20 protein-coding genes and 1 tRNA gene are annotated in these 17,099 nt (G+C 67.3%); 12 read left to right on the forward strand and 9 right to left on the reverse strand.

All coding sequences use genetic code 11. The features are described 5' to 3' along the window. Positions 1–67: 67 nt before the first annotated feature. The 8 genes from NMN56_RS05940 to NMN56_RS05975 form a co-directional block, all read right to left on the reverse strand. Positions 68–1,333 (reverse strand): 5-methylcytosine restriction system specificity protein McrC, encoded by a 1,266-nt coding sequence (locus NMN56_RS05940; protein ID WP_274042683.1) that lies wholly within the window; start codon positions 1,331–1,333, stop codon positions 68–70. Between the two features lie 4 nt (positions 1,334–1,337). After that, entirely contained in the window at positions 1,338–3,527 is a 2,190-nt protein-coding gene (locus tag NMN56_RS05945) for an AAA family ATPase (RefSeq protein ID WP_274042684.1), read from the reverse strand. A gap of 689 nt (positions 3,528–4,216) precedes the next feature. Then, positions 4,217–4,648: a hypothetical protein gene (locus NMN56_RS05950; RefSeq protein WP_274042685.1), complete on the reverse strand. Its 432-nt coding sequence runs from the start codon at positions 4,646–4,648 to the stop codon at positions 4,217–4,219. A gap of 1,277 nt (positions 4,649–5,925) precedes the next feature. Beyond that, entirely contained in the window at positions 5,926–6,231 is a 306-nt protein-coding gene (locus tag NMN56_RS05955; RefSeq protein ID WP_274042686.1) for a hypothetical protein, read from the reverse strand. Next, complete coding sequence (locus NMN56_RS05960) at positions 6,221–6,877, reverse strand: DUF4145 domain-containing protein (RefSeq protein WP_274042687.1); 657 nt, start codon at positions 6,875–6,877, stop codon at positions 6,221–6,223. The genes NMN56_RS05955 and NMN56_RS05960 overlap by 11 nt, the downstream gene beginning before the upstream one ends. Before the next feature lie 456 nt (positions 6,878–7,333). Further along, positions 7,334–7,624, reverse strand: coding sequence for a hypothetical protein (locus NMN56_RS05965; protein ID WP_274042688.1), 291 nt, complete (start codon positions 7,622–7,624; stop codon positions 7,334–7,336). Further along, complete coding sequence (locus NMN56_RS05970) at positions 7,621–8,067, reverse strand: ATP-binding protein (protein WP_274042689.1); 447 nt, start codon at positions 8,065–8,067, stop codon at positions 7,621–7,623. The genes NMN56_RS05965 and NMN56_RS05970 overlap by 4 nt, the downstream gene beginning before the upstream one ends. Before the next feature lie 45 nt (positions 8,068–8,112). Then, the gene (locus NMN56_RS05975; protein WP_274042690.1) at positions 8,113–8,547 is read right to left on the reverse strand and encodes an NUDIX hydrolase; all 435 of its coding nucleotides are present in this window, start codon (positions 8,545–8,547) and stop codon (positions 8,113–8,115) included. Positions 8,548–8,634: 87 nt separating this feature from the next. Here NMN56_RS05975 and NMN56_RS05980 point away from each other — a divergent pair, with 87 nt between their 5' ends. From NMN56_RS05980 to NMN56_RS06030, 11 genes are all read left to right on the forward strand, one after another. Continuing rightward, positions 8,635–9,423 (forward strand): GntR family transcriptional regulator, encoded by a 789-nt coding sequence (locus NMN56_RS05980; protein WP_274042692.1) that lies wholly within the window; start codon positions 8,635–8,637, stop codon positions 9,421–9,423. Positions 9,424–9,625: 202 nt separating this feature from the next. Then, entirely contained in the window at positions 9,626–9,976 is a 351-nt protein-coding gene (locus NMN56_RS05985; RefSeq protein WP_274042693.1) for an SCO3933 family regulatory protein, read from the forward strand. A gap of 2 nt (positions 9,977–9,978) precedes the next feature. Next, entirely contained in the window at positions 9,979–11,355 is a 1,377-nt protein-coding gene (locus NMN56_RS05990) for an FtsK/SpoIIIE domain-containing protein (protein ID WP_274042694.1), read from the forward strand. Positions 11,356–11,439: 84 nt separating this feature from the next. Then, complete coding sequence (locus NMN56_RS05995) at positions 11,440–12,090, forward strand: DUF2637 domain-containing protein (protein ID WP_274042695.1); 651 nt, start codon at positions 11,440–11,442, stop codon at positions 12,088–12,090. An 18-nt stretch (positions 12,091–12,108) separates the two neighbouring features. Next, entirely contained in the window at positions 12,109–12,294 is a 186-nt protein-coding gene (locus NMN56_RS06000; protein ID WP_274042696.1) for a hypothetical protein, read from the forward strand. Then, positions 12,294–12,485 carry a mobile element transfer protein gene (locus NMN56_RS06005; protein WP_274042697.1) on the forward strand — a complete coding sequence of 64 codons (192 nt, stop codon included), beginning with the start codon at positions 12,294–12,296 and terminating at the stop codon, positions 12,483–12,485. The genes NMN56_RS06000 and NMN56_RS06005 overlap by 1 nt, the downstream gene beginning before the upstream one ends. Before the next feature lie 21 nt (positions 12,486–12,506). Then, positions 12,507–12,701, forward strand: a complete 195-nt coding sequence (locus NMN56_RS06010) for a hypothetical protein (RefSeq protein ID WP_274042698.1) — start codon at positions 12,507–12,509, stop codon at positions 12,699–12,701. Positions 12,702–12,795: 94 nt separating this feature from the next. After that, positions 12,796–13,044, forward strand: coding sequence for a SpdD protein (locus tag NMN56_RS06015; RefSeq protein WP_430542492.1), 249 nt, complete (start codon positions 12,796–12,798; stop codon positions 13,042–13,044). 153 nt (positions 13,045–13,197) lie between these two features. Next, on the forward strand, positions 13,198–14,505 hold the full coding sequence (locus tag NMN56_RS06020; RefSeq protein WP_430542493.1) for a replication initiator: 1,308 nt from the start codon (positions 13,198–13,200) through the stop codon (positions 14,503–14,505). Beyond that, positions 14,502–14,723: a helix-turn-helix domain-containing protein gene (locus NMN56_RS06025; RefSeq protein ID WP_274042700.1), complete on the forward strand. Its 222-nt coding sequence runs from the start codon at positions 14,502–14,504 to the stop codon at positions 14,721–14,723. Before NMN56_RS06020 ends, NMN56_RS06025 begins: the two co-directional genes overlap by 4 nt. After that, positions 14,723–15,904 (forward strand): tyrosine-type recombinase/integrase, encoded by a 1,182-nt coding sequence (locus NMN56_RS06030; RefSeq protein WP_274042701.1) that lies wholly within the window; start codon positions 14,723–14,725, stop codon positions 15,902–15,904. The genes NMN56_RS06025 and NMN56_RS06030 overlap by 1 nt, the downstream gene beginning before the upstream one ends. Before the next feature lie 53 nt (positions 15,905–15,957). Here NMN56_RS06030 and NMN56_RS06035 read toward each other — a convergent pair. Then, positions 15,958–16,028 (reverse strand) — tRNA-Gly (locus NMN56_RS06035). A gap of 478 nt (positions 16,029–16,506) precedes the next feature. On the opposite strand from NMN56_RS06035, the gene dcd reads away from it, so the two are divergent. After that, positions 16,507–17,082: a dCTP deaminase gene (gene dcd / locus NMN56_RS06040; RefSeq protein ID WP_274042702.1), complete on the forward strand. Its 576-nt coding sequence runs from the start codon at positions 16,507–16,509 to the stop codon at positions 17,080–17,082. Positions 17,083–17,099: the final 17 nt, after the last annotated feature.

Below are 17,099 nucleotides of genomic sequence, written 5' to 3' on the forward strand. Positions count from 1 at the left end.
CGGTGCTGTGCCCCCGTGCCACCCAACTTGGCGCGGTCATGGAGCCCATGTTGAAGGCCGCACGGGGCTACTCATATGCGGCGAACCGGGAAATCGCCTTCTCCAGCGGCTCAGCCGCACTCTCCGGGTCGGTGCGGGTATCGAGACCCAGCACCTCTATCTGGCCGACCAGACCGCGGGGCCCGGTGCATTGCAACACGTGCCTGGTAGGACCGTTCGGGGCTGGGTGGACCACCAGCGCGAGGGGCTGCTCCGGGGTGGTGTATCCGGCAATGTAGGTGAGCAGCTGGTGCCGGTCGTCGCGGGAGACTTCCTTCCTCGCGTAGTCCTTGTACTTCGCGTCCACAACGAGAAAGCGCGCAGGGCCGGACACGCCGGGCGGTGGGTCAAAGACCAACAGGACGTCAGGAATGAAGGGTGGTGAATCGTTCCCAAGCCGCCCAGTCGTCCGGATGTAGTCGTCTTGTGCCTTGGTGCCTCTGCCACCCAGTTTTACGGCCGCTTCGACCGCCATCCGCCGGACCACGCTCTCCCACAGGTCGTCGAGTTTGAGCAGCAGGGTCTTCGCCGCGAAACCGTGCGGGTCCAGCAGGTCACTGACGCCGCCGCCACCGATCATCCTGCGTGCCCACGCGTGGGCGGGCCTGTAGTGGTCGTTGAGTCTTGTGTACTGTGCCCGGGCGAGCAGGGCCAGTACGTCCTGTGGCCGGGCCGGGGCCGGGAAATCCGCAGCGACGGCCGCCAGTTCCCTGCTGAGGTGCGGGTCCGCGGTCCGTTCCGCCGCTACGGCCAGGGCGGCCCCGCACACCAGGTTCTCCCAGCCTCCGTCCTCGTACTCGAACGTCTGGACGTGCAGCTGATCGACCGCTCCGTAGCACCGGGTGGCCTGCGCTTCTACGTTCAGGCGCCCCCGCAGCGACGTACCCACCCGGTCGCGGCGTACGTAATCCCTGCGCAGCCCGCGGCGCAGCAAGAGGCGGCATTCATGGAGCAAGGCGGCGGGCACCAGGCCCGCGAACCCATCCTCGCCCAACGGCCAGTCGCGCAGGCCCTCATCAGGCTTTCCCTGCTCGTTGGAGTAGCAGAGCCAGTCGATCAGCCGGTCGCCCGGGATCGGGAACTTGGGCCGAATGACCAGCCGGATCTGGCTGAGCTCGATCACGCCGGTGGTCGTTCGCGCCTTGAGTACGTAGCTGCTGCCGGTCCTGGTGATCTGGACGGCCTTCAGATCGCGAAGCCTCTCAAGGTCGGAAACGCTCAGCAGAGATTCCGGGACGGTGACGGTTTTGTACTCACAAAGCGTCTTTACGCGACCAGCGACCTGCTGTTGCACTCTTCTACTCCTCGTCCCAGTTCTTTGCTTCCTCTCCGTCTCCACCCAGGGCACTGGTGGCCACGAATGCGTCCGCCAACATGCGGGGAAGATCTCGCGGGTTGGTCTGAACGACTCGCCCGGTGTTTCCATCGACCAGCTTGCTCAGCAGGTTCCCCATCAGTCCGGGCCGCCCCATGCAGTAGTCCGACAGGAGCGGCACGATCTCGTGGTAGAAGCTGTGTGAGAGCTGTTCGACGGTGGCGAGGGGCTGGTCGTCGGCGAGTAGGTACGCCTGCCCCAGAAGGTAGTCAGGGCCGAAGTGCTGGTCGAGTCGTTCGTTCAGGCCCTCCAGGAAATCAGCCAGGCCGAGCCCTTCGACCTCGCCGTCCAGGACGTCCAGATCCGGTGGCACGTCCAGGAAAGCGAATCGGCGCCGAATAGCGGAATCGATGTGCCCCACGCTCCGGTCGGCAGAGTTCATGGTGCCGATGATGCGTACGTTGGGCGGCACGGTCTGCGCGCGACCGCTGGTAGGAAGAGTAACGAAGACGGAGTCTCGTTTGTCGAGCTCCAACAAGGTGATCAATTCACCCAGAATGCGTGGCAGGTCACCGCGGTTGATCTCGTCCACGACGATCAGGAAGGTCTCGTCAGGCGCCTTCCTGGCCGCGGCGCACACCCGGAGGAAAAGGCCGTCGGTCATTTCCAGGTGGAGCCCGGCACTGCCTTTCACCGTCACCGGCTTGAAGCCCTCGACGAAGTCCTCGTACCCGTATGACGGGTGGAAGGTCACCATGGTGAGCTGAGCCGCTCTGGCCTCCGCCAAGGCGTTCTCGGGAGCGCGGGACAGTTCGGCGAGCGCCGCGGCCCGCTCGTCCGGAGGAGCTCCGATCCGATCCGTCTGCCCCGCCAAGGCGAGCGCGACGCTGAGTGCCAGTCGCGTCTTACCGGTACCGGGTGGCCCTTGGAGTATGACCTGCCCCTTGTGCTCCAGCAGATCCTTCACTTTTCGCACCGCGTCGGGGAGCTTTTTCTCTTCGACGTCCTCGACAGGGCCGGCCCCCGCTTGGGGTACCTGTGCGCGCCCGCGCCGGATCTCCGTCATCAGGTCGGCGGGCACCTTGACAAGGGTCATCTGCCAGGCGTGCCGCGGCGAACCAAAGCGCTGGGCATAGGAAATGTCCCAGTCCACCTGCACGGTGTGCTGGTGCGAGTCCAACTCCGGCTCGTAGGAGTAGCCCTCGGCGACGGTGCCCACGGCGAGCACCTCTGACTTCCCCCGGTTCGCGACGATCAGGTCGCCGCGTTCGAGGTCCCGGAAGGCCAGGAGTTGCCGTGCCAGCCGAAGATTCCCCCCGGTGCTGTGAGGCCAGTGAAGATCCAGTGCTGCCTTGAGCTCCTGATCGCTCTCATACTGGCCGAGAGCACCCGCCTCGTCCCAGGCAATCCTGATGCGCTGATTCTTGAGACAGTCGCCCCACAGACTCGCCTGTTGCCCCGGTGCGATCTTCCAGATCACGCGCTCCCTCGGGCGTGGATCGTGGAAGTCGTACAGGTAGGTCATGATTTCGTGCGTACGCCAGCCTTCGAATTCCGGCTGTTCCCTCAGCAGGCCAAGCAGCTCCTGGTTGGCCTGCCAGGTGCGTACACCGGAGGAGTGCGTTCGTGGGCGACCGTCCAACAGAGCGGTGAAGTGGCGGATATGCGCGGCGGAGAACACCGGCAAGAACTTCTCGGGGAAGTAGATCGCCAGGGCCTTGGTGGTCAGTGCCTGGCCGTACGACAGTGACTCCAACTCGTCCAGGCGCTCGTACGCCCCCTTCTCCACGGCCGCGAAGGCGTCCACGAATTCGGCACGGATCTGCTCCCATGCCCTCTGTTCCCCGAGCCCGCGCAGGGCGCTGGGCACGATGCGCCATTCGCCGGTCCGGTGCTGGTACAGGATGTGCTTCGCCGCGCTGCCGCCGCGGATGCTGCCCAAGTTGTCGGTGCCGTACTCCAGCAGCCGACAGAAGGAGTCTCCGTCCCGCCGTCCCACCATGTCCAGCGCGTACTTCCTCAACGGCAGGCCGGACCACCCCTCCTGCGGAAACAGCTCCAGCACCTGCTGCCGCTCCGCCTCGGCCCGGTCAGCCGCCTTCCGGGCCGCCTCCCGGTCAAAGTTCTCGATGCGCGACGCGACCCCGTCCGGGAATTTCTGACCCTCAGCCATGCGTGCATTCTTCGGCATCCGCTCCGCATCCGACACCACTATCGGAAAACCCCGACGGACCCCGCTGGCAACAACCACCGGGTCTCCGTCTCACCGCTCGCCACCGGGGATGTCCGTCGGCTCGGCAAACCCGAAGCCCGACGAATCGTTCTCGCCGAACTACGGTCATGGCCATGCTCGCTCAGATCGTGACGGTGGCGGGTCCTGGTCGGCGCCCTCACGTCGCACCTCTCCGTGACCGTGGCCGAACGGGCCCAGCACCGACGTGCGACGGCCGCCGGCTGGGACGACGCTAACTCAACGCCTACACCGACTGCGCGGCCTGCGCGGCCTGCGCGGCCTGCGCGAAGGAAGTGGCCGACACCTCGAAGCGCTCTCGTCTGACTGACGGTCGTTCAAAGGCCCACAAGGCATTCCTGACCTCGATGGAAGATGGCGAACTGTGTCGCTCGGCCCGGGCCCATGCCCGGAGGAAGAACCAGGGACTCGCGTTCCTCCCCTCGTCCCAATGTCCGGTGCCGGGTAACGGAATCGAGTCACTCGCCTCGAAGACCGATAGCCATCACTGAGCCATCGGCGCGAATGGAAACCGAGTCCCACTTCGCCGTCCGGCTGCTTTCGGGCCACTGGTCACGCCGTTCGTGAACCTCACGGCGGTACTCATTTACCCGTCCATGATGGAGATGCATCTAGAGGCTTTTCTCAAGACCGGAGAATGTTTCGACGCGAACGCCATTGAGACGGAAAATGTGGTCGGTGCCCATGAATTCGAGACCGTGGATGGGATGCTCTGTGTCTCGCAGCTTCCCCGTCTTGGCTGGGACGGCCCTCTGGACATGGCGGCGCCCCTGTTCGTTGGTCAGGTATTGGGCAGTGGGCTTACCGCCGCCGGTGAAGGCCGCCAGCATGGCTGCCTCCGTTCGGGCCAGGACGATGCTGAACCATGCGAACGAGCCGGGCAGCACCTGGAACCCGGGGACGGTCTCCACCCCGTTTCGTTCCACTGATCGCACGACCTCGGCCATTCTGTTCTCGTTCTCCAAGACAAGGTCCAGGTCGACTCGCGGCTCGCCTTCGGGCGGACGCAGGACGGTCGTTCCCTGCGCCCCCAGCATGTGCACGGCGAGGTTTCCTTAGCCGGGATCTCCGTGCCGACGAGCAGGTACGGGACCGTGCCGTACGGTCCGATGGGCACCGATTCCACATGGGCGCTCGCCATGGCGAGCTGCTTGTACACCTGTTGGATGGCGCTGTGAGTGCCTTTCGAAGAGACGAGCAGAATCTTGGACGGTTGCAAGTACCTGCCTCGGTTCGCCTCCAGCGCCTGGCTGTGGCGCAGGCTGCCCCAGTGCTCTGCGAGCCCGCGGCCCGCGCCCTGACGGGTGGAAGCGGCTCCCAGGCCGATGGCATGGATGACCTGCCATGGAGTGAGCGTCACCGTTCGAGGAGCGCTTCGGACGGGCCCGTAGTCGGTACGCCGGCGCAGTGGGCCACGCCCACTGTCCTCGCGCTTGTCGTCCTCGGCAGTTGCCGCCTTGGAGACCTGGTCGACAAGCTCAAGGGACGAGCGAACCTGGACGTGGGAGGTGATGCTCAGCTCCTTCAGGATCTCAGCGGTGTACTTCGACGCGTCATCGTTCACCGGGCTCCCCCTCGGACACCTCACGTGGCATGAACGGGACGGACGGTAGGCGAGGCCGACCGAGCGCAAACAAGTGGGCAGAAGGGGGCGCAAACCAGATTCCGGCCACCCGGAGGGCTGGTGAACGACGCCACCGGCACGACGGGTGGCCACGCAGCGCAGCAAAGAACCCCCAGGCCGCTGGCCTGGGGGTTGATGTCTGAGCGGGCGACGGGAATCGAACCCGCGCTCTGAGCTTGGGAATCAGGGGGTTGGTGGGGGCGGCTCGACTCGTGAGCTGGACGGATGCCGGGTTCGGTGGGTGGCCGCTGGTGGCCTTGGTGACCGCTGTTGACCGGTGATCACCGGGGGTTCTGGTGCGGATCTGGTGCGGTGTGGTGCAGGACTCGCAGACGGGCGCACCTTCTGTTTACAGGCTGTAGGTGGGTGGGGCGGTGGGGGTTGTATCGGCTCCTGCGGGGTGCGGGAGAGGCTGCGCCGGACGACGCCGGTTGGTGGGGGTTGCTGTACTTCGCTGCTGTACTGCAACGGGCCTCCCTGTTCGGCTTCCCCCAGAGACAGCCCGCCACAATGGCGGGGAGGCCGAATGACCAGGCGCGCGTGTGGCTCGCGGTACTGGTCACTGAGTTCAGCCATGGTTGCCAGGTTTACAGCGCAAGCAACGTCGGTGTGTGAGGATATGTTCATGTTCAATGCGCTGGTTTCCGGCGACGGCCGGTTCTTGGGGGCTGGATGTTGACCACGAAACTTCGCTGCCTAGGCCCAGCCGACCAGGGGAGGACGCGGGCCGATTGCCGCGTCGAGTTGCTTTGCGACTAAAAGGGCATCTGCTGCCCGTATAGGTTCAGCTAACGCAATCTGATCGGCCGAGATTATTCCGCGAACCGCGTCCACCACTTCATCGTCTGACAGTGCGACACGAACGGACTCAATTACAGCATCCAGCACCGGCAATGCAATTCCCTGCACTTCTTGCTCGGGGTCTCTTTCGGTTAGCCTCTCAAGTGTCTCGACCAGTGCTTCCGTCTTCTGCTTGGCGCTGTACGGGTAGTCATTGCTCATTTTTCGCCCCCTCGGAGCGCTGTGACTTTTTATCAGTCTGCCTGCGCCTCGTGAATTCTTCGAACCGTTTCGTGAATACATACACGTAGTCGAGGATTGCCTCGGTGAGCGCTAGGACATCTGCGGCGTCTTGCCTCGAAACGTGAGTTCCCTGGAAGTGCGCCGCCTCATTGCGCATTACTCGCAATTGGGCTGCCCAGTCAACCAATCGCCCATCCAGGATCCCGCTCTCGCGAAGCCGCTCAAGACTCTTTACGAGAGTTTTCTCTCGCACTCCATGCAGGAGGGCGAGCCCCTCCAGGGTTCTTCCTGCCATGACAACGGAAGCCGTGTAGAGACCGTGGACGAAGCAACGCTTTCCTTCATTTATTTCACGGCGAAGTTCTCCCGGAATAGAATCCACTTGATATTCATCTTCGCCAAGTGGGTACAGCCAGTGCGGATCAATGAATCCTTCCGTAAGGTCATCCGAATTTTCGGAGTAGATCACCATCGGATGCGTGCACTCGCGGCAAGTGAGCAGAGAAAAGCGCCAGTCGGGCCCCTGTGGGCCTTCCGAGAAAACTACATGCACGGCTTCATCGGCAATCACCGGCAGGTCGCAGCCAGGGCAATTTGCAACTAGAGATCGGCTGCTGTCATTCATCCGAACTCCCGTCCCTTTAATTACATTCAGTGCAATCAGTGTTCATTTTGAGCTGTACCGCCCCGCGCCGCAAGCCTCCCGTAGGAATCCGAGAGGTCGGTGGAGCGGATTTGGGCTGGAGCTGCTTTGGCGTGAGAGATCAGGGGGCCTTACGCTCGCCAGCGGATCGGGCAGCCTCTGCCTGCCCGCGTAGTGCCCGATCGGCCCCCTGATCTTCGAGGCTCGCGCCAAAGTGGCTGCCTAAAGCCGTGGAGCCGACCGCCCCAGCCACGACGCACCCCTTCTCTGACCTCAAGTCCCCGCTACCTGCGGTCGCGCGGGGCGGTGGGGGCGTGCCGGAGCGGGGCGGAGACAGGAGCGGCGGCGCGGTCCCGCCGGGCCGCGCGCGGCCCGCGTGAGCGGGCCGCCTTGAAGTCGTAGAGAAAGTTGTTACGCACGTGCCTCGTGGGCCCGTGGTCATGCGATGGGGTTGATCGTCCAAGTAGCTGCCGTGGTGCGCTGCTTGAGGGTGAGGGTGTGGGGCTTGCCCTCTTCGAGGTCGTGGGCCGCTGTCGGCTGGCCCTGGTCGAGCCAGGTTCGGGCTTGCCTGTAGGGCTTCTCGTCCAGGGTGATCGCGATCATCATGAGGCTGATGCGGACCCAGCGCAGGGCTTCGCGGGGGCTGTGGGCGTCGTAGGTGCCGAGTCTGTGTTCGTTGACGTAGCACTCGCAGTAGTAGAGCTGGGCCGCGTGCTGCTGAGTGGTCATCGCGTCGGCCTTCCCGCGTCCCTTGCCCTGTGCTCGTCGGTCTCTCCTGCCATCTCGACCGTGACCGTTCGGCCGTAGTCGTCGCCGCTCACCTCCACTCGGCTCGCCAGCGCGATCACAAGACCGAGGCCGCGGCCGTTGGTGTCGTCCTCGTCCGGGGTCTCGACGTGCGGCTTCGTCTCCCCTCCACCCGTGTCCGTGACGGCCAGGACGAGCGCGCCGGATGAGCGGTGCAGGGAGACGTGGAAGCTGCCGTTCGGGCTGCCGCTGGCGGAATGCAGCAGGGCGTTGGAACCCAGTTCGCTCACGATGAGGGCCGCGTCGTCCGCGTACGGCGTACCGCTCAGAACATCGCGGGTCCAGCGACGTACGCGGCCAACCTCCTCCGGAAGACCCGGACAGGTGAGTTCCCAGATCCGCTCTGTACTCATATACTCGTGCATACAAGTTCCTTCGTGCTGGTGGCCGCTATGGGTAGTGGGTGTGTGCTAGACGAGTCGTACGCCGTCGTGGGCACGCACGGCCGGCGGGGATGTCCCGTCGAGCGCGTCCAGGACGCGGACCGCGTATGCCTCGTCGGCGAGCTGGGTGACCTCGTCGCGGGTGACCCAGCGGAGCGCGTAGGTCTCCTCCCCGGTCGTGGGGGAGCCGTCGGCCGCTTCGCAGCGGAAGACCATGGAGACGATGAGGCCGGTCATGTTCTTGTAGACGCCGGTGAGCGTCGCGGGCAGGGAGATCTTGATGCCGGTCTCTTCGAGGACCTCGCGCTGGAGCGCGTCCGGCAGGGTCTCGCCGGGCTCGACGACGCCGCCGGGCGGTTCCCACTGGCCGTTGTCGCGTCGCTGGATGAGCAGCGCGCGGCCCGCGTCGTTGACGATGACGCCTGCGACGCTGACGGAGTGGGGGCGCTCTACGGTTCTCACGTTCCTGGGTCCCCTCAGATGGCTAGGCTTCTCCACCGTAGCAACGGCACTCAGCATCTCGTCTAGATATCCAAAGGAGTACACGCTATGGCAGCACTCCCGTCCGGCATCCTCGGTGCCCTCGACCCGACCAGTGACCGCGCGGTCTTCCGCCAGATCGCCGACCAGATCCGTGAGGCCATCGACCGGGGCCGCTTCAAGGAGGGCGCCAAGCTGCCTTCCGAGTCTGAGCTGGTCGAGCACTTCGGGGTATCCCGGATGACCGTCCGCAACGCCCTGTCGATCCTCCAGAGTGAAGGGCTGGCCTCCTCCGAACACGGCCGGGGCGTCTTCGTCCGGCCACGGCCCCCGGTGCGACGGCTGGCCTCCGACCGGTTCGCGCGGCGTCACCGTGATCAGGGGAAGTCGGCCTTCACGGTCGAGGCGGAAGCCGCGGGAAGCAAACCCGAGGTGGACAGCCTGGAAGTGCGCGAGGAGAAGCCCGCTCCCGACATCTCCGCACGGCTCGGCTCGCCAAGGAAAGTCCTCGCCCGCCGTCGCCGGTATCTGCTGGACGGGCGGCCGGTCGAGTCCGCCGTCTCCTACCTACCTCTGGACCTGGCGCGCGGTACGCAGATCGCCGAACCCAACCCGGGGCCTGGCGGCATCTACGCCCGGCTCGAAGAACTCGGCCACCGCCTCGACCACTTCGATGAGGAAGTACGCGCCCGGATGCCCTCCCCCTCCGAAGTCAAGACGCTGCGGCTCTCCTCCGGCGTGCCGGTCATCAGCCTCATCCGCACCGCTTACGACACCGAAGGCCGCGCCGTGGAGGTCTGCGACACCGTCATGGCCGCTGACGCCTACGTGCTGGCCTACCAACTCCCCGCCAACTGAGCCCCGATGCGGCTCATACCAGTGTGCCGGGCCGTTCCTCACGGACTCGTACACACCAACCCTCATACTCGTATAGACGAGTAGCTAAGAGGTGTGGCACAGTATCCGCATCCCCAAAGAAGTACGCCGGGGCCATTCACAACACTTCTTGTATAGACGAGTAGTTGTGATGGTCCGGGTGTGCGGAACAAGGAGAACGACTGTGCGCACCATCCGAGTTGAGACTTCCTCCGCAACCGTCCTGCTGACCGAAGCGCCCGAACCGAAGGTGCGGGACCGGCAGACCGGGGAGATAGCCAAGGACGTCACCAGCGGCGAGACGTTGATGAAGGTCGGCGTCGTCTACATCGACGAGGGCGAGTCCTCGCTCATCCACGTGACCGTGCCGGAGAGCGGAGTCACCGACGGGCTGACGCTCGGGGCTCCGGTCTCGCTGCCCGGTCTGGTGGCCCGGCCGTGGGAGTCGGTGTTCAACGGGCAGCAGCGGCACGGCATCGCCTACCGCGCCGCCGCTCTCGCCCCCGGCGCCGTTCCGGCCGGTGTGGGGGCCTGACCGTGTCCGAGCTGCTGACGGTGCTGGGGGTGGGTGGTCCGGTTGCCGCGCTCGGTGGCGGGGCCGCCTACCTCCGGGCCCGGCACCCCGCCGCCTGGTGGTCGACCGTGGGCCTCCCCCTCTCCGCCGGGCGACTGCTCGGCTCGTACGGCTCGGTAATGGAGTCGTGCGGCCTGACCGTGGCACCGTCCCGACTGCGGGCCCTGGCCGTACGGGCCACCACGCAGCGCGAAGTACGGCCCGTACCTCCCCGTCGTGGCCTGCTGCGGCCGACCTCGACCGGGATGCGCCTGCGGCTGCGGCTCGCGCCCGGACAGGAACCCGCCGACATAGCCGCTTCCGCCGAACGTCTGCGGCACGCCTGGGGCGTTCACGCCGTCTACGTCGAACCGGTCAAGCCCGGCGTGGTCGAACTGCGGCTCGTCGGCTTCGATGTGCTGCGCCGGGTGCGCATGCCGCGTAAGGCCGGTGGCGGGCTGCTGCGGGTGCCGGTGGCGCTGCGGGAGGACGCGACCGCGTTCGTACGGGACTTCCGGGCCGTACCGCACGAACTGGTGCTCGGCGCCACGCTGTCCGGCAAGTCGATGTACCTGCGGCACCTGATCACCGGACTCGCCGAACAGCCGGTCGCGCTCGCCGGTATCGACTGCAAGCGGGGCGTGGAACTGGCCCCGTTCGCGCCCCGGCTGTCCGCCCTGGCTACCGACCCGGGGCAGGCTGCTGAGTTGCTGCCCGCGCTGGTCGGGCTGATGGAGGAGCGTTACGACCTGATCCGCGCCCGGCAGGGCATCGCTCCTTCGACACCGGATGAGGAGATCACTTCGGACGTGTGGGGCCTGCCTGAGAGCGAACAGCCGGTTCCGGTGGTCCTGGTCGTGGACGAGGTGGCCGAACTCTTCCTCGTCGCCTCCAAGAAGGATGAGGAGAGGCGCGACGAGATGGTCACCCAGCTCATCCGCCTCGCCCAGCTCGGCCGGGCTGCCGGGATCTACCTGGAGGTCTGCGGGCAACGCTTCGGCGCCGAACTGGGCAAGGGCGCGACCATGCTCCGGGCCCAGCTCTCCGGCCGCGTCTGCCACCGCGTCAACGACGAACCCTCGGCCAAGATGGCGCTCGGCGACATCGCCCCCGAAGCAGTCGGCGCCGCCTGCACCATCGCCCCGGAGATGCCCGGCCTCGCCGTCGTCGGCGACACCTCCGGCGGCTGGTCCCGCATCCGTACCCCGTACCTGTCGCTGTCCGACGCCGCCGGGCGGTGTGCCCAGTCCGCGCGCCTGGTGCCCGAGCTGCCCGCGCTCAGGCCCTTCCGGCCCACCGTTCCGGCCCGGCCCGTCGAACACCCGACTTCACTGCTCAAGCCCCGGCCCGTGACCGACTGAGCCCCGTTCCCCGATCCGGCCGGCGCATCCGCCACGCGCCGACTCCCTACCCCTCCCATGCCAAAACCCGGAAGGAGACAGCCCGTGCGCGCCTACCTCGCCCGTGTCGACGCGGTACTCGTCCAAGCGCTCATCGCCGCCGCGCTGTCCTTCGCGCACCTGCATGACCTGGCCTCGGCCGCCGGACAGGACGGCTGGAAGGCGTGGGCCTATCCCGTCTCCGTCGACCTGCTGATGGTCGCCGCCTGGCGTCGGCTGCGGAGCGGACAGGACAAGGCGGCGGCCTGGTGCTGGTTCCTCGTCGCCTTGGTCGCCTCGCTCGGTGCCAACGTCGCGACCGCCGGACTCCTCGACCTGGACGACGTGCCCGACTGGCTCCGCATCCTCGTAGCCGGGTGGCCCGCCCTCGCCTTCCTCGGCGGAACGCTCCTCGCGCACGGGCGGAACCCCTCGTCACCGGCTGTCCCCCACATCCCAGAACCCGCGCCTGCCGTCGAGCACTCGGCGCCGGAGCGGGAACCGGAGCCCGCGCCGGAACCGCCCTCGCCTCCCTCGGCCCCGGAGCTGCCGCACTCGGACGCCGCCCCCGTACCGGCTGCCCTGGTCGAGCACGCCCGGAAGATCGCCGACGCGCATCACTCCCGAACCGGCGCCCCCATCGACACCCCGACCCTCCGCGCCCGCCTGGGCATCCCTGCACCCCTCGCCGAGCAGATCGCCACCCAACTCATCTGACACACAAGGAGATCCGCCATGCCCGGACGTACGCCCGACAGCTTCGACTTCCTCGACGCGGCCCACGAAATGGCCGATGCGGGCCGCCCCACCCTGGCCCGGCTGCTGGCCGAGGAAGCCGCCGAACTCACCGCCGACCCCGCCGAAGCCGCTCGCATCCTGGGCGAGTTCCCCGGTGGCTCCCTCCGGCTCAAGGACTGCTGATGCCTCTGAACCGCCGCTTCCGCGACGTGACCCGTATCGGCCCCGTACAGATCGGCACCGCCAACGACGGCCGTGGCCGCGAGAAGCACACCGCCGCCTGTACGGCCCCGCGCTGCGGCTTCTCCGCCGACTACGACTCACGCGCCGCCGCCGAACTGGCCGCCCGCACCCACCGCTGCCCCATCCGCTGACCTGCGAAGGAGATCGCACGCGTGTCCGTGAACCTGCCCCTGGTCGTCGTCCTGGGCCTGCTCGTCTGGGGCGCCGTGAAGTTCCTCGGCGTCCGCGTCTGGCTCGTCGTCGTGATCGCGCTCTTCGGCTTCTACCTCGCCGACACCTTCCTCGCCCCCGCCATCGACAACGGCACCCGCACCGGCGTCGAGACCGTCAACGGCACGAACGACTGAGAACCGAGAAGGGAGAACCAACCATGCCGCTCCGACCGCAACTCCCCCACGCTCCCCAGGCCCCGACGACGCCGACTCACGCCCACGAACCGGCCTGCACCTGCCAGCACGCGCCGCAGCCCCAGCCGTGACCCCCGCCCCGGCTCCTGCACGCGGCTCGCTGCCCCAGATCAGCACCGGCGCGGTGGCCGTGGCCCTGGTGGGCGGCGTCGTCCTCACGGCCCTGCTGACCGCCGTCGCCGTCTCCGCCATATCGGTCGCCGTGGCCGCCGTCGTCCTGCGCTCACTCATGCGCCCGGGCTCCGGCTCCGGCGGCTTCACAAAACGGCACCACCGCCGCTGAACGGCCCCCGGGGCGGTCTCGATACCGCCAAGCATCCACCGCCCCGGCGGCCCACCCCTTCCCGACGCAAGCCAGAGAAGGAGAAGCACCATCATCCCGCGCACCAACCCCGCCCCGCCCGCAGAGCTGGGAAACCTCGCCGCATCCGGCACCCTGCCCGGTATCCTCCGCCAACTCTCCGGCCTGGGCGGCTGCACCAACCCCGTACGCCTGGCCGGGCACCGCACCGAACACCGCCTCGACACCGCCACGGGCGAGATCGGCCCCACCCTCCGCCGCCTCGACTCCAACGACCTTCCCGCCGGTGACCTCCTGGTCCGCTGCGGCAACCGCCGCACCACCCGCTGCCCCGCCTGCGCCGAGACCTACCGCCGCGACACCTTCCACCTGATCACGGCCGGTCTGCGTGGCGGCAAGGGCACCCCGGAAACGGTCACCACTCACCCCCGCGTCTTCGCCACGTTCACCGCCCCGAGCTTCGGCCCAGTCCACAACCGCCCCGGTACCCGCCCCTGCCGCTGCGGCCGGCACCACATACCGGATGACTCCGCCCTCGGTACCCCGCTGAACCCGGACCGATACGACTACGAAGCCGCGGTGCTCTGGAACGCACACGCAGGCATGCTCTGGCGCCGCTTCACCATCCACCTCGGCCGCGAGATCGCCAAGCGCGCGGGCCTGACCCAACGCGAACTGCCCGAACGCGCCCGCGTCTCCTTCGCCAAGGTCGCCGAATACCAAAAGCGCGGCGCAGTCCACTTCCACGCCGTCATCCGCCTCGACGGCCCCGCAGGCGGCGAAACCGCACCCCCACACTGGGCATCCGCCGAGCTGCTGACCGACGCCATCCGCGCAGCAGCAACGCGGGCAGTCGTAACGGGCCCGATCCTCGACGGCCACACCCACACCTTCGCCTTCGGCCCCCAACTCGACACCCGCACCATCCACGCCCCCGACTTCAACGACGGCCAGACGCTCACCGACCGCGCGGTAGCCGCCTACATCGCCAAGTACGCCACCAAGGGCGCCGAAACCGCGACAGGCACCCTGGACCGCCGCCTACGCTTCGTCGCCGAGCTGGCAACGATGAACCTCCCCGCCCACGCCGAACGCCTCATCCGCACCGCCTGGGCCCTCGGCGCCCGCAAGGACCTCGAACACCTCCGCCTGCGCGCCTGGGCTCACATGCTCGGCTTCCGGGGCCACTTCTCCACCAAAACCCGCCGCTACTCCACCACCCTCGGCACCCTCCGCACCGCCCGCGCCGAATGGCGCCGCCTCCAAACCGCCATCCAACGCGGCGAAGAACCACGCCCCGACGACAGCAACGACGAGACAACGCTCGTCCTCGCCCACTGGACCTACTCCGGAACCGGCCTCACCCCCACCGAACAGTGGCTATCCGCCTCCCTCGCAGACACCAGCGGCGCCCCCGCCACGGAAGGAGGCAACGCCCGATGACCGACCGCTATCTCAACGTCGATCAGGTCGCCGAACTCCTTGGCACCACGCCCCGCTTCCCGCGCCGCCTCATAGCCGAGCGTCGCATCACCTTCATCAAGGTCGGGCGGCACGTCCGCATCCCTGAAAGCGCGCTCGCCGCGTACATCGAGGCGCAAACGGTCCAGCCGCTCCGCCCGCTCCGTGCCCGTACCCGACGGTTTGGGAGTGCCGCGTAATGGCGAAGAAGAAGCGAGGCTTCGGCCGTATCCGCAAGTTGCGCTCCGGCCGCTATCAGGCGCGCTATCTCGGGGCGGACGGGGTGGACCGCCCTGCCCCGTTCACGTTCGATACCTCGCGTGACGCTGATGACTGGCTGGCAGAGCGACAGACCGAGCTGCGCCGGGGCGACTGGCACGACCCGGACGCCGGGGCCGTGGGCTTCGAGAAGTACGCGCTGCAATGGGTCGATGAGCGCGGCTTGTCCGCCACGACCGAGGAGCTTTACCGCCGGCTGTTGCGCCTGCACCTCCTCCCGACCTTCGGCGGCCTCGACCTGGACGAGATCACCCCGCCCCGCGTCCGCACGTGGCGGACGGAGCGGCTGAAGATGACCGGGGCCACCACCGTCGCGAAGTCCTACAGGCTGTTGAAGGCGGTCATGGAGACGGCCACGGATGACGAGCTGATCCGTCGGAACCCGTGCCGCATCCGGGGTGCGGGCAAGGAATCGGCGGAGGAACGTCCGGTCGCCACCGTCGGGCAGGTTGATGCGCTCGCCGAGGCCATCGGGCCGCGCTGGCGGCTTATGGTCTACCTCGCCGCGTACGGACCCGCGCGCCCGGAGGAGCAAGCTGAGCTCCGGCGCAGTGATGTGGACCTCGACGCGGTTGGCGTGTGGGTCCGCCGGGCCGCCCCGGAACTGACCACTGGGCGGCGTGTGCTGGGGGACACCAAGTCCGCAGCGGGGAAGAGGTTTCTCGCGCTGCCGCGCTTCTTGCGCAAGGAACTGGTCTGGCACCTTGGCTGGTTCGCAGAGGAGGCTCCGGACGGCTTGTTGTTCGTCGGCGAGAAGGGCGCGCCATTCCGGCGGAGCAGCTTCGGGCGGAAGTGGCGCCGGGCCTGTGCGCACGTCGGCATGCCGGACGGCTTCCGCTTCTACGATCTTCGCCACACCGGGCACACGCTGTCCACGCAGAGCGGGGCGACGCTGAAGGACACCATGGTTCGGGCCGGCCAGTCCTCCGAGAAGGCCGCGCTGATCTACCAGCACTCGACGCGGGAGCGTCAGCGTGAAGTAGCCGACGGTATCGACGCGCGGGTCCGGGCCGACCGCGAAGCTGCTGCTCGTGAGAAGCGCGACCAAGACGACGACGGGCACGACGGCAGATCGGGCACGCAACGGGCACGCGGCGAATAGGACTTCCGTACAGCAAAAGACCCCCGGGCCGTTGACCTGGGGGTTCTTCTCTGAGCGGGCGACGGGAATCGAACCCGCGCTCTGAGCTTGGGAAGCTCATGTTCTACCATTAAACTACGCCCGCGCGGAGCCAGGAGTGTGGCTCGTCGCGGGAAACTGTACCTCATTGGGGACCCCGGTCGCATGCGGCTTGGGATCTTTTCGCTGTCCAGGGGGGTGGGGGGCGGGAGTTGGGGCGTACGGTGAAGGGGCGGAGTGCCGGGCGGTGGGGCGTCGGGTACATCCCCTAACGTGGCTTTTGTCGTGCAGGCAGCCATGTGACAGGGGAGAGGGAAACGATGGAGTCCACCGTCGTCCGGTGTGCGGAGGGGCATGTGTTCAGCACCTCGACGTTCCCGATGCAGAACCTTGGAAGCTCCAGGATCGGTCCGGGGCGGCTGCTCCGGTGTCCTCAGTGCGGGAGGCTGCGGCAGGCGGTTCCCGTGGCGGGGCAGCAGCGCTGAGCGGAACGTAAGAGGGGAAAGCGGAGCGTAAGCAGGGACAGACGTGTGCGGGGCCGGTCCGATTGGGCCGGCCCCGTGTCGTGCGCGTAGTCTCGGCCCGTGCTTCTCTCAGACAAGGACATCCGAGCCGAGATCGACGTGGGCCGGGTGCGGATCGACCCCTACGATCCGGCGATGGTGCAGCCGTCCAGCATCGACGTCCGCCTGGACCGTCATTTCCGGGTGTTCGAGAACCACCGTTACCCGCACATCGACCCCGCCGTCGAACAGCCCGATCTGACGCGGCTGATCGAGACCGAGGGTGACGAGCCGTTCATCCTGCACCCCGGGGAGTTCGTGCTGGCCTCGACGTACGAGGTGATCTCGCTGCCCGAGGACGTCGCCTCGCGGCTGGAGGGGAAGAGTTCGCTGGGGCGGCTGGGGCTGCTGACGCACTCGACGGCCGGATTCATCGATCCGGGGTTCTCCGGGCATGTGACGCTGGAGCTGTCGAACGTGGCGACGCTCCCCATGAAGCTCTGGCCCGGGATGAAGATCGGGCAGCTGTGCATGTTCCGGCTCACCTCGCCGTCCGAGTTCCCCTACGGATCGGAGCGTTACGGCTCCCGGTACCAGGGGCAGCGCGGTCCGACGCCGTCGCGCTCGTATCTGAACTTCTATCGCACCCAAGTTTGAGACCGAAGACCGAAGGC

The organism is Streptomyces iconiensis (assembly GCF_028657195.3).
GTDB classification, from domain to species: domain Bacteria; phylum Actinomycetota; class Actinomycetes; order Streptomycetales; family Streptomycetaceae; genus Streptomyces; species Streptomyces iconiensis.

What these genes read in the sequence shown, in the direction of transcription:
- NMN56_RS05945 (WP_274042684.1), bottom strand. Translation starts at nt 3,527, where the DNA reads ATGGCTGAGGGTCAGAAATTCCCGGACGGGGTCGCGTCGCGCATCGAG.
- NMN56_RS05955 (WP_274042686.1), bottom strand. Translation starts at nt 6,231, where the DNA reads ATGAGCAATGACTACCCGTACAGCGCCAAGCAGAAGACGGAAGCACTG.
- NMN56_RS05960 (WP_274042687.1), bottom strand. Translation starts at nt 6,877, where the DNA reads ATGAATGACAGCAGCCGATCTCTAGTTGCAAATTGCCCTGGCTGCGAC.
- NMN56_RS05965 (WP_274042688.1), bottom strand. Translation starts at nt 7,624, where the DNA reads ATGACCACTCAGCAGCACGCGGCCCAGCTCTACTACTGCGAGTGCTAC.
- NMN56_RS05970 (WP_274042689.1), bottom strand. Translation starts at nt 8,067, where the DNA reads ATGCACGAGTATATGAGTACAGAGCGGATCTGGGAACTCACCTGTCCG.
- NMN56_RS05980 (WP_274042692.1), top strand. Translation starts at nt 8,635, where the DNA reads ATGGCAGCACTCCCGTCCGGCATCCTCGGTGCCCTCGACCCGACCAGT.
- NMN56_RS06000 (WP_274042696.1), top strand. Translation starts at nt 12,109, where the DNA reads ATGCCCGGACGTACGCCCGACAGCTTCGACTTCCTCGACGCGGCCCAC.
- NMN56_RS06005 (WP_274042697.1), top strand. Translation starts at nt 12,294, where the DNA reads ATGCCTCTGAACCGCCGCTTCCGCGACGTGACCCGTATCGGCCCCGTA.
- NMN56_RS06025 (WP_274042700.1), top strand. Translation starts at nt 14,502, where the DNA reads ATGACCGACCGCTATCTCAACGTCGATCAGGTCGCCGAACTCCTTGGC.
- NMN56_RS06030 (WP_274042701.1), top strand. Translation starts at nt 14,723, where the DNA reads ATGGCGAAGAAGAAGCGAGGCTTCGGCCGTATCCGCAAGTTGCGCTCC.